Source organism: Mesorhizobium sp. EU05-FHT14A09 (assembly GCF_058790995.1).
In genome coordinates this window covers 36802-48066 of sequence record NZ_JBYTDF010000014.1, presented here as the reverse complement: position 1 = coordinate 48066, position 11265 = coordinate 36802, and the positions used below count along the sequence as shown (strand labels likewise).

At 61.5% G+C, this 11265-nt stretch carries 12 protein-coding genes; 3 read left to right on the top strand and 9 right to left on the bottom strand.

Features of this window, described 5'->3' with window-relative positions; translation table 11 throughout:
• Positions 1–9 precede the first annotated feature (9 nt).
• Positions 10–831, bottom strand: coding sequence for a MurR/RpiR family transcriptional regulator (locus AC3WTO_RS29325; protein ID WP_492464509.1), 822 nt, complete (start codon positions 829–831; stop codon positions 10–12).
• 152 nt (positions 832–983) lie between these two features.
• On the opposite strand from AC3WTO_RS29325, the gene AC3WTO_RS29320 reads away from it, so the two are divergent.
• Positions 984–2093 carry a Gfo/Idh/MocA family protein gene (locus tag AC3WTO_RS29320; RefSeq protein WP_492464511.1) on the top strand — a complete coding sequence of 370 codons (1110 nt, stop codon included), beginning with the start codon at positions 984–986 and terminating at the stop codon, positions 2091–2093.
• Positions 2094–2223: 130 nt separating this feature from the next.
• Here the strand turns inward: AC3WTO_RS29320 and AC3WTO_RS29315 are convergent, their stop codons facing one another.
• On the bottom strand, positions 2224–3315 hold the full coding sequence (locus tag AC3WTO_RS29315) for a 3-deoxy-7-phosphoheptulonate synthase (protein WP_492464512.1): 1092 nt from the start codon (positions 3313–3315) through the stop codon (positions 2224–2226).
• 385 nt (positions 3316–3700) lie between these two features.
• Here AC3WTO_RS29315 and AC3WTO_RS29310 point away from each other — a divergent pair, with 385 nt between their 5' ends.
• Positions 3701–3904, top strand: coding sequence for a hypothetical protein (locus tag AC3WTO_RS29310; protein WP_492464513.1), 204 nt, complete (start codon positions 3701–3703; stop codon positions 3902–3904).
• A 56-nt stretch (positions 3905–3960) separates the two neighbouring features.
• On the opposite strand, the gene AC3WTO_RS29305 is transcribed toward AC3WTO_RS29310, so the two are convergent.
• Genes AC3WTO_RS29305 through iolG form a run of 3 tightly spaced genes read right to left on the bottom strand, consistent with a single transcriptional unit; the run spans position 3961 to position 6638 of the window.
• Complete coding sequence (locus AC3WTO_RS29305; protein WP_492464514.1) at positions 3961–4755, bottom strand: SDR family oxidoreductase; 795 nt, start codon at positions 4753–4755, stop codon at positions 3961–3963.
• Between the two features lie 35 nt (positions 4756–4790).
• Positions 4791–5636, bottom strand: a complete 846-nt coding sequence (locus AC3WTO_RS29300; RefSeq protein WP_492464515.1) for a TIM barrel protein — start codon at positions 5634–5636, stop codon at positions 4791–4793.
• A gap of 3 nt (positions 5637–5639) precedes the next feature.
• The gene (gene iolG, locus AC3WTO_RS29295; protein WP_492464516.1) at positions 5640–6638 is read right to left on the bottom strand and encodes an inositol 2-dehydrogenase; all 999 of its coding nucleotides are present in this window, start codon (positions 6636–6638) and stop codon (positions 5640–5642) included.
• 287 nt (positions 6639–6925) lie between these two features.
• Between iolG and AC3WTO_RS29290 the strand changes: the two genes are divergently transcribed.
• Entirely contained in the window at positions 6926–7897 is a 972-nt protein-coding gene (locus AC3WTO_RS29290) for a methyltransferase (protein ID WP_492464517.1), read from the top strand.
• Between the two features lie 41 nt (positions 7898–7938).
• On the opposite strand, the gene AC3WTO_RS29285 is transcribed toward AC3WTO_RS29290, so the two are convergent.
• The 4 genes from AC3WTO_RS29285 to hslU all read right to left on the bottom strand — a co-directional run bounded on the left by AC3WTO_RS29285 (position 7939) and on the right by hslU (position 11257).
• Positions 7939–8901 carry a DUF1402 family protein gene (locus tag AC3WTO_RS29285; protein WP_492464518.1) on the bottom strand — a complete coding sequence of 321 codons (963 nt, stop codon included), beginning with the start codon at positions 8899–8901 and terminating at the stop codon, positions 7939–7941.
• Between the two features lie 160 nt (positions 8902–9061).
• A complete protein-coding gene (locus tag AC3WTO_RS29280) occupies positions 9062–9355 on the bottom strand; it encodes a hypothetical protein (protein ID WP_492464519.1) in 294 nt (97 codons plus the stop codon).
• A 46-nt stretch (positions 9356–9401) separates the two neighbouring features.
• The gene (locus tag AC3WTO_RS29275) at positions 9402–9923 is read right to left on the bottom strand and encodes an SMI1/KNR4 family protein (protein WP_492464520.1); all 522 of its coding nucleotides are present in this window, start codon (positions 9921–9923) and stop codon (positions 9402–9404) included.
• A gap of 26 nt (positions 9924–9949) precedes the next feature.
• The gene (hslU, locus tag AC3WTO_RS29270; RefSeq protein ID WP_492464521.1) at positions 9950–11257 is read right to left on the bottom strand and encodes an ATP-dependent protease ATPase subunit HslU; all 1308 of its coding nucleotides are present in this window, start codon (positions 11255–11257) and stop codon (positions 9950–9952) included.
• Positions 11258–11265: the final 8 nt, after the last annotated feature.

Sequence of the window (11265 nt, the reverse complement as noted above, 5' to 3'; positions counted from 1 at the left end):
TTTGACGGGTCAGGTAGTGCTGCGGCGCTCCGCCGTCGCTACGGCCAACGTCATCGCCAGTGCCATGGTGGCCGACAGCGAACGGAAGCCGGCGCAATCGGCCTCGGCCACTTCAAACCAGACCTTGGCCGACTGGGCGAGTGGCGAAAAAGCGCTGTCGGTGATGGCCACCACCGGCACGCCCTGCTCCGAGAGTTCGCGCGCATAGTCCACGGTCTGGGAGGCGTAGGGCGAGAAGCTGATCGCAACCACGGCGTCTTTTGGCGTCGCGAAGGACATGACCTCCGGATCGAGGCCGGCGGCGGATTCAACCAGTGTGTAACGAACCTTCAGCTTGCCCAGCGCATAGGCCATGTAGGAGGTGATCGGATAGGAACGGCGGCGGGCAACCAGATAAATGGTCTCGGCCCTGGCCAGGATATCGACTGCGCGATCGAGCAGGCCGTCGTCGAGCGAGCGTGACACGGATTCCAGCGATCGCGTCGCCGTCTCGACGAAGCCGTCCAGAATAACGCGGTTCTGTGTCGTGCCGCCGCCGCGCAGCGCCTTGAGCCGGTCTTCATAGGACACGGTCCGCTCGCGCAGCCGTTCGCGGAACACCGATTGCAGGCTGGTGAAGCCGTCGAAACCGAGAAACTGTGCAAAGCGGATAAGCGTAGACGGCTGCACGCCGGCGGAAGCGGCGATGCTTGCTGCCGTGCCGAAGGCTATCTCATCGGGATTGTCGAGCGCATAGGCTGCGATCTGCGCGATGCGCTTGGGCAGCGCGGAGCGCTTTTCCAGGACCAGGTTGCGGAGCGATTCGTAGTCTTGCGGCAGTCGAGGGTTCATAGGGGAAGAATCCCTTGTTCTGTCTCCGATCGCAAGAGCATAGCTATTTGCAGGTCATACGCCATTCAAAATGGATCATATATTCCATTCTGTATAAAAATGGACTAAAGAATTCACAAAGCATCGTTGCACGAATGGACGGGAGAGCGCGCATGATCGGCGTCGGATTGATCGGGACCGGTTTCATGGGCAAATGCCATGCTCTTGCCTGGACGTCCGTCCGCACCGTCTTCGGCGATGTCGAACCGGTCCGGCTTGTCCATCTGGCGGAAGCCAATGCCGATCTGGCCAGGCAGCGTGCCGCCGAATTCGGTTTTGAAAAGGCCTCCGACGATTGGCATGCGCTAATCGAGGATCCGGCGGTCGATGTCGTGTCGATCACCACGCCGAACCAGTTTCATCCGCAGATGGCTATCGCCGCGCTCGAGGCTGGCAAACATGTCTGGTGCGAAAAGCCGATGGCGCCTTCCTTCAGCGATGCGGAGGCTATGCTGGCGGCGGCGCACCGTTCCGGCAGGGTCGCCGCACTCGGCTACAATTACATTCAGAGCCCGACGATCCGGCACATTCGCACGCTGCTCGACGAAGGCGCCATCGGTGACATCAACCATCTGCGCATCGAGATGGATGAGGATTTCATGGCTGCCCCCGAAGCGCTGTTCAACTGGAAGCACGACGCTGCTTCCGGCTACGGCGCGCTCGACGACTTCGCCGTGCATCCGCTGTCACTGGTGAGGGCACTGTTTGGTCGTGTCGCCAGTGTCATGTGCGACATGGCCAAGCCTTATGCCGATCGTGCCGTGGCGGGCGGTGGACGTCGTGCCGTCGAGACCTATGACATCGCCAGCAGCCTGATCCATCTCGACAATGGTGTCTCGGGCACCTTGCTGGTCAATCGCTCCGCCTGGGGCCGCAAGGGCCGCATCGCGGTGCAGATCTTCGGTTCGAAAGGCTCGATCCTGTTCGATCAGGAGCGGTTCAACGAATTCCAGCTCTACGTCACCTCGGATCGCGCCACCGAGCAGGGCTACCGCACCATCCTGGCCGCACCCGTCCACAAGCCTTATGACCGCTTCATTCCGGCACCGGGCCACGGCCTGGGTTTCAACGACCTCAAGACGGTGGAATGCCGAGAACTGATGCGTCGTATCCGCGGCGAGGAGGCGAACCTCATCGAGTTCGACGAGGGGCTGGAGATCGAGCGAACCGTGCACGCCATGGCCCGCTCTTTCGCGGAAAGGCGCTGGGTCGACGTGCGATAGAGCAATTCCAGGAAAAGTGCGTCACGGTTTTCCGTCTGGAATTGCGTAAAAACAAAGAGCTAGAGCGTTTCCGCGGAACTGAAACGCTCTAAGAGGCTGGGCGGCGAAAATTCCGCCGCCCGGCCTGCGCTTATGCTGCGCCCGGCCGCTTGGCGATCATCGCATGGCGCGCCGCGCGGCGCTGCACGACGGCCTCGGCGAGGTCCTTGAGGACCGTTTCGGTCGTTGCCCAGTCGATGCAGCCATCGGTGATGCTCTGGCCGTAGACAAGCGGCTTTCCGGGTACGACATCCTGGCGGCCCGCAACGAGATTGCTCTCGATCATCAGGCCGATGATGCGCTCGTCGCCGGCCGCGACCTGCCCTGCCACATCGGTGGCAACCATCGGCTGGTTTTCCGGCTTCTTGTTGCTATTGGCATGGCTGACATCGATCATCAGGCGTGGCGCGATGCCGCCCTTGGTGAGTTCGGCGCTTGCCGCCTCGACGCTGGCCGCGTCATAGTTGGGCGCGAGCCCGCCGCGCAGGATGACGTGGCAGTCCTCATTGCCGGTGGTGGCGGCGATGGCGCTGCGTCCGCCCTTGGTCACCGCCATGAAATGATGCGGGTGCGCGGCCGATTTCACGGCGTCGGCGGCGATGCGAAGATTGCCATCGGTGCCGTTCTTGAAACCGACCGGGCAGGACAGGCCGGATGCCAGTTCGCGATGGATCTGGCTCTCGGTCGTGCGTGCGCCGATCGCGCCCCAGGCAACGAGGTCGGCAATGTATTGCGGCGTCGTCATGTCGAGAAATTCGGTCGCCGCCGGCAGGCCGAGATTGTTGACCGCCGCCAGCACGTTGCGCGCCAGCCGCAGCCCCTTGTCGATGTTGAAGCTGCCGTCGAGATCGGGATCGTTGATCAGGCCTTTCCAGCCGACCGTGGTGCGTGGCTTTTCGAAATAGACCCGCATGACGATCTCGAGCCGGTCGGACAGACTTTCGCGCAACGCCGCCAGACGGTTGGCATAGTCTATCGCCGCGGCCGGGTCGTGGATCGAACAGGGACCCACCACGACCAGCAGCCGGTCGTCGGTGCCAGTCAATATGGCATGGATCGCATTGCGCGACGCGGTGACCGCGCGGGTTGCGGTCAGCGTGCGCGGTATCTCCTGCATCACCTGGTCGGGTGTGCTCAGTTCCTTGAGTTCCTTGACCCGAAGGTCGTCTGTGGTGGTCAACACGGCTTCTGCTCCTGGTTGGGAGACCTGCCGGCTGAAACAAAAAAGCCGCCAGGTCTGGCGGCTGTTCGGATTTTTATGCTGCAATCTTCAGATCGAGCGCAATCCTCCCGCCGCCAGCGAGCTACCGTAGCTAAAGTACCAAAACGAGGCGGTCAGGTGGATCATGGCGTGGCTTTTAGCCGAAGTTGCCGCGTTTGTCACGCCCGCTGTTAGGCGGGTAGCGTCTCAGTTGGGCTTTTTCGTCTGTCCGCTTTTGTAGTGACTGCGCGGATCCAACTTAGGCGCAATCGGCTCCACACCTCGCGCATGCCGGCCATAGATCTAAGCATAGTGCTTAAGCAACAATCGAGCTAATATTAGCTCGAACGAAATATGGGAGGGGTATATGAGGCGGTTTTTAGCGGGACTGATTTGTGGATTTACCCTTGCCGTGGGCGGCACTGCAGTCGCAGAGGTTTACGCGACGGTTGATACCAATGGTATCCTCAAGGGCTATACGGTTCAAAGCGGGGAGCGCACTATTTGCAAAGATCCGGAGGTCTGGAACGACTTCCGGGGACAGGGCAGTTTTATCGTCTGCCCCGATTAACGACAGCGTAAGACCGCGAGGAGTGCTCAACACGCCCGGTTGACGCGCGGAAGCGTCTATTCGCCGATGATGCCCGGCACGTTCTGGTCGTAATCCACCAGCGCCCCGGTCATCACGCCGGACTGGGGCGACAGCATGTAGGTAATGAGGCCCGCCATCTCATGCGTCTTCACCAGTTGCCCCATCGGCGCGGCGGCCTCGGCCCTGGCGAGCCAATCGGCGCCGGCGCCATGGAACCTTGCCTGTGTGTCCGCCTCGCCGGGCGTGTCCATCCAGCCCGGCAGCACTGCGTTGCAGCGGATGCGGTTGCGGCGATAGGCGTTGGCGACATTTTTCGTCAGCGTCGCCAACGCGCCCTTGCTTGCCGAATAGGAGGACAGGAAGGACTGCCCGCCATGCACATTCACCGAAAGCACGTTGACGATCGAGCCTGCCTGACCGGTTGCAAGCAGGTGCTTCACCAACCCCTGCATCAGGAAGAATGGGCCACGCACGTTGATGGCGAACATCTCGTCGAACATGGCGGGCGTGGTTTCGACCAGCGACCCGCGCGCTGCCGAGGCAGCCGCGTTGACCAGGGCGTTCAGGCTGCCGAACCGTTTGACGCCGGCTTCGACGGCCGCGAGGCAGGCAGCCGGATCAGCAAGATCCGCGCTGATGAAAATCGCTTCCGCGCCCTTCTTCTCCAGCTCTGCAACGGCGACCTGGCCTTTGGCTTCCGAGCGGCCGAGCAACACCAGCGCCTTGCAGCCCTCATCGATGAGCTGCCGCGCCACGGCCAGTCCGACGCCTTGTGCACCACCGGTGATCAGGGCGCGTGTTGTGCTGTTGCGTGTATCGGGCGTGATCATCCAGTCCTCCCGGTTTCCGCCCACAGTACCCGCGATCAGGCAGCCTTTCGGGCGAGACTGTCACGGATGAAGTCCATGCTGAGGCGCAAAGCCTCAACGGGTTTGTCCAGCGCATGGACATCGGGCGAAAACGGTTCGAAGGAGAGTGGTCCGCTATAGCCGTTGAAGAGCAGGTCGCGGATTTGTTCGATATTGCCAAGCCGGTCATCGCGGTCGACAAGGATACGATGCCTGTCCTGCATCTCCTCCGCGGCCAGCATCGGGTCGACGACGCCCGAGATGTGGACAATGCCGGTATACTCCGGAAAGGATTCCTTCTCGCCCGCCAGATGGTGGTGGAACGTGTCGTGTACCAATCTGTAGCGCGACGCGCCGCCGACTGCTTCGATTGCCGCGACGGCGTCTGCCTTTAGGCGCAATGATGACGAGGGGAAGCCCAATGGCTCGATCAGCGCGATGAGCCCCGCTTTGTCCAGCATGGGCATGATTTCGCCGAGCGAGCGACGCAGTGCCTCGTCACGTTCGCCTTCTCCATAGTGAGGCGCATCGTTGCGCGGGATCAGGCTGATCGATTCAGCGCCTGCCTGTCCCGCCTGATCGATCAACAACTGCACCTTGGCGCGCATTGCATCCGACCAGGCATTGAAACCATAGACTTCGGACAATCCGAGCAGGCGTATGCCGTTCGAGCGGGCATAGGCGCCGATCGTTTCCGGCGTCTCACCATCGAAGAATGCGGCGTCGGTAAGCCGTTTGTCGGCCAGGTCATTGCGCAGCTCGACACCGATGCAATCCAGCGAGGCGGCGAGTTCGATGAACTCCCGACTGCTCAGCCCGGGCGTCGCCATGTGGTTCAGCGCGAAGTCCAATTGCGCCGACATCGTTCAGCTCGCCTTGATCGCGACCGTCTTGCCGGTGACGGCGGATTTGAGCGCCGCATCGGCGATCTTCAGCGCGATCAGCCCGTCGATACCACTGGGCGAGGCCTTCTTGCCGGTGGTCGTCGCCTCGATGAATGTGGCGATCTCGTTGGCATAGGCGTCGATGTAGCGGGTCATGAAGAAGTCGTGCAGCGGCGGGCGGGTATAGCCCTTCTCGCTCGCGACCTCGATGGAGACGGGGCGCTGGTTCTCTGCGGCCACCATGCCCTTGGAGCCGTGCACTTCGATGCGCTGGTCATAGCCATAGGTGGCGCGGCGCGAATTGGAGATGACGGCCTGTTTGCCCGACGCAGTTTCCAGGATGACGCTGACGGAATCAAAGTCACCGGCCTCGCCGATCTTCTTGTCGACCAGCACGGAAGCATGCGCCGAGACCGCCACCGGCTCCTCGCCGAGCAGGAAGCGCGCCATGTCGAAATCATGGATGGTCATGTCGCGGAAGATGCCGCCCGAACGCTTGATGTAGTCGACCGGCGGCGCACCCGGGTCGCGTGAGGTGATCACCACCTGTTCGACCTTGCCGATGACGCCGTCGTCGATCGCCTTGCGCACGGCAGCGAAATGCGGATCGAAACGACGGTTGAAGCCGACCATCAGCGCCGCCTTGGTCTTGTCGACCACGGCCAGGCATTTCTCGACGCGCTTGACGTCGAGGTCGATCGGCTTCTCGCAGAAGATCGCCTTGCCGGCTTTGGCGAAGCGTTCGATCAGGTCGGCATGGGTATCGGTCGGTGTGCAGATGATGACGGCATCAATGTCCGAAGCCTTCTCGATCGCCTCGATAGAGCGCACTTCCGCACCATATCCGGCAGCCAGTTCCTTAGCTGCTTTCTCGAACGCGTCGGCAACGGCGACCAGCTTGGCCTGCGGATTGGAGCCTACCGCCCGGGCGTGCACCTTGCCGATACGACCGGCACCGAGGAGACCAAAACGCACTGTCATGACAACCTCTTTGCTGGGGCGCGCCGGATGAGGTCGCACCAAATTCGGAATGAAACAGCCATAAGGGCCTTGTATGAAATATTTATTCCATATCTCGTCAGCCAGTCAAGCGGTGTCACCTATCGCATATGGCTGGACGTTGGCACATCAAAGACGCGTCATTGTGGAAACGCCACACCCATGCGACGATACTTTAGCTGATCGTGAAATTCGCCTCTTTGGGGGAGGGTGCCCTGTCGGACAGCCAACATTCAACATCTTTGCCGCCGCATATCCAGCTCATCCAGATGGGGACCGCCTTCTGGGTCTCCAAGATTGTCTATGCCGCCGCCAGACTTGGAATCGCCGACTTGCTCGCAGCTGGCCCGAAGAGTGCCGTCCTGCTTGCAGGCGCCACGCGCATGGATGCCGGCGCCTTGCATCGCTTGCTGCAGGCCCTTGCGAGCCTCGGGATACTGGAACGATCGGGGCGGGAATTCGGTCTAACCGTTCTGGGCGAAGCCCTGAGGACCGGCGCCCCGGGATCGGCAAGGGCGTCGCTCCTGACCTTCGGCAGTCCCTGGAGCCAGGGCTCCTTCGATCAGCTCGCCTACTCGGTTCAGACCGGCAGAACGGGTTTCGAACGCGAGCAGGGTATGGGGCTTTTCGACTATCTTGCGCAACGTCCGGAAGATGCATCCTTGTTCAGCGAGACGATGGTCGGCCTGAATTTCGAGGAGCCACCCGCCGTTGCCACGGCCTATGATTTCTCGGGTTTCGAGAAGGTCATCGATATCGGCGGTGCGACTGGCAATATGCTGGCTGCCATCCTCGGACGGTACGATCATTTACGTGGCGTGCTGTTCGATAGGCCGCATGTCGTCGGAGACGCGCCGCGCCTTTTGGAGAAGGCTGGCCTCGGAAATCGGATCACCATAGAGGCAGGCGATTTCTTCACCGCCGTGCCCGCCGGTGGTGACGCCTACATCCTGTCGCACATCATCCACGACTGGAGTGAAGGGCAGTGCCTCACATTGCTCGAAAACATCCGAAAGGCGATGACGCCGGACGCACGTCTGCTGATCGTGGAAATGGTGCTGCCGGCAGATGGTAGTCCCCACCCCGGCTTTATGCTCGACATGATCATGCTTACCATCACCGGAGGGCAGGAGCGAACGGAGGACGAGTATCGAACCCTTCTCGCCAAGGCCGGCTTTCGTCTCAACCAAGTGGTACCGACGGTGTCCGCCGTCAGTGTGATTGAAGCAGTTCGAGCCTAGAGCGTTTCCGTTAAAAACGAAAACACTCCAGCGGCCAACCGCTAGAACAGCGCCTTCAGTTCGGACAGCTTGTCGTTGACCAACCAGCCGTAATAGTTCTCTTCCGGCAGCTTTTCCGGCTCGCCGGCAGCGCGGCGGCGGTCGTTTTCGGCCTTGAGGGCGGAAGCACGCGCTTCCGGATTGCCGACATTGTAGAGCGTGGCGGTAAGGCCGGGATTCTGCGAGATGTCGAAGCCGGCGATGTTGCGGTAGGCCTGGATCGAGGTCTTTACGATCGCCGCGACGTAAGGCAGCGTCATGTCCGGATCCATGATTGTCTTGTAAATCTCATTGGGATCGTTAACGTCGAGCTTGGGCAGCCCGGACACCTTGTTGACGAGATCGCTCATCTGCAGGGCGGTCAGCGGGTTGAGCTGGCCGAGGCCAAAGGTCTGGCCGGCATAATACGGCTGGAAAAAGGTGGCGCCGAAGCGGTCGTTGGGGAAGCTCGTGCCGCCCACGGTCTTGCCCCGGAAGGAGCGGTTCCACACCTGCTCGCGGCATTCCCAGATGTCGTTGCTGCCGGTCTCATTGGCGCATTTTGCGAATTCTGGCCGACGGATGAATTCGGAGATGTCCTCACCCTTGTAGGCGAAGGTCAGCTTTGAGGAGAGATAGGACATCGCCTTGACGTAATAGGTCTGCAGGCGGTCATAGGCGCCGACATTGTAGGTGTGCTCGCCAACAAGCGCGCCGACGATATGCATGGGATCGACGCCATAGGCCGCAGCCGCCTTCTTGATCTTGCCGCGCAGTTCGGCGTCGTTCTGCAGCAGCGCATAGACTTTGCGGTACTTGGCATCGAACGAACTGTTGGTCGCCTTGGTGCGCTTGGTCGAGGAGCCGGGGATGGGCGGTTGCTCGGCATTGCGGTTGCCCGGCGGAACCAGCGTCGCTGCATGAGCTGCAGCCAGCATCGTCACACTCAGTGCCGAAGCGACAAGGAAGGAGACCAGTTTCTTCATCAGCGACCGCTCGAAATCGTGCAATCCGGGAACCCGCGACGCCGAAAAAGGCCTCACGCTGGATTTGCTGTAGGAAAAGCGGGCAGGCGAGTCGAGCCCTTAGTGGGGGATTGCGGCGAAAGGCCTAGCCCTGCTTCCATTTGGCCACACCGCAAACGCTCTAGTCGACAGATGGCGTCTTCAGGAATTGCACGAACTCTTCAACAAGTCCGGCGCACATGCCCTGTTGAGGCACATCCAGCATCAGCAGCAGGTCCCACCGCTCCTCTCTTGAAAGCGGGCCGTGCTCGCCACTCACGCTTCCGTACTGGTCGGTCCCGCGCGACGCTAGCGACCGGTTGAGGCCGTAATCCTTGATCTGTCCATCGACAGAGAGCTGGAGCCACAGCGAACCACCATCCGACGCGGCCGCACAATCAACGACGATAGCTGAGGGAAAGGCAGCGTCCGTCATCTCGAGGTCCGAATGCCGGCCGCTGTCTTGTGACAGAACCACCGCTTCAACGCATCGCCCCCAGTTGCGCCTCGTTGCCGGCGCGAACGGATTCCATGACTTCTTCCAGGACGGCCGCGATGCTTGGACGGTGGCGAATGAGCCCCGAACTCGGCAGAAACTCCCACACGTCTCCGTGCGTCGCATGGATACACAAGGAATAGGCGTCCCAGGATGCGAACGGGATCAAATCGGGCACCCAGTGGCCCGGATCATCGACTGAAGGCGGGAAAGCCGGGATCGAATCGAACGCTGCGAGGTAGTTGTCGGCATACATCCTGTGATGCTCGACGACTTCGGCGGGATTGTGCAGGCGATGCTCCCCGAACAATCCCGTGATGCCGGGCGGGATATAGTCTTGACCGCCATGGACCGCGAACACCGCGCGAAGCTCGTCGGGGACGCGCAATGACAAATCCGATGAAATTTGCTCGATCGCCGCAGGCTCCGCAGGGGGTAGCAGGCCATGGCCGCAGTCAAGCCCGGCGTCCTCATAGACCCGCTTCGCTTCGGCGATGAGCGATTTCATCGGTTTCCTCGTTCCGCAAACCCCGATTACAGGATGAAGCGCGACAGGTCGGTGTTCTTCGACAGGTCCCCGACATGCTTCTTCACATAGTCGGCGTCGATCGTCACCTTGCTGCCGTTGCGGTCCGGCGCGTCGTAGGAGATTTCGTCCAGCACGCGCTCCATCACTGTCTGCAGCCGGCGCGCGCCGATGTTCTCGACCGTTGCGTTGAGATCGACGGCGATGCCGGCCAGCGAATCGATGGCATCGTCGGTGAAGTCCAGCTCGACGCCTTCCGTCTTCATCAGCGCGATGTACTGCTTGATCAGGCTCGCCTCGGTCTCCGTCAGGATGCGCACGAAGTCTTCCTTCTCCAGCGCCCTCAGTTCGACGCGGATCGGCAGGCGGCCCTGCAGTTCCGGCAGCAGGTCGGACGGCTTGGAGACGTGGAAGGCGCCGGAGGCGATGAACAGGATATGGTCGGTCTTCACCGGTCCGTATTTGGTCGCCACCGTGGTGCCTTCGACCAGCGGCAGCAGGTCGCGCTGCACGCCTTCGCGCGAAGGGCCGCCCGAAACATCGGAACGCGCCGCGATCTTGTCGATCTCGTCGAGGAAGACGATGCCGTCATTCTCGGCTGCCTCCAGGGCGCGACGCACCACCTCGTCCTGGTCGAGCAGCTTGTCGGACTCGTCCTGGATCAAAAGGTCGTAGCTTTCCTTCACGGTGGTCTTGCGCATCTTGGTGCGCTTGCCGCCCATGGCCTTCGAGAGCATGTCGTTGATGTTCAGCACGCCGACGCCGGCAGGCATGCCGGGGATTTCGAAGCCGGGCATGCCGCCATTGCCGGTGTCGGCGACCTCGATCTCGATCTCCTTGTCGTCCAGTTCGCCGTCGCGCAGCTTCTTCTTGAAGCTTTCGCGGGTCGCCGGCGAAGCCGTCTTGCCGACCAGAGCCTCGAGCACGCGCTCCTCGGCGTTGACATGCGCGCGTGCCTTGACGTCTTCGCGCATCTTTTCGCGCACCAGGCCGATGCCGACCTCGACCAGGTCGCGCACGATCTGTTCGACGTCGCGGCCGACATAGCCGACTTCGGTGAACTTGGTGGCCTCGACCTTGACGAAGGGCGCGCCCGCCAGCTTGGCGAGGCGGCGCGAGATCTCGGTCTTGCCGACGCCGGTCGGCCCGATCATCAGGATGTTCTTCGGCATCACCTCTTCGCGCATCTGGCCTTCCAGCTGCTGGCGCCGCCAGCGGTTGCGCAGCGCGATCGCAACGGCGCGCTTGGCATCCTTCTGGCCGATGATGAAACGGTCGAGTTCGGAAACGATTTCGCGGGGAGAGAAATTGCTCATGAAATTAC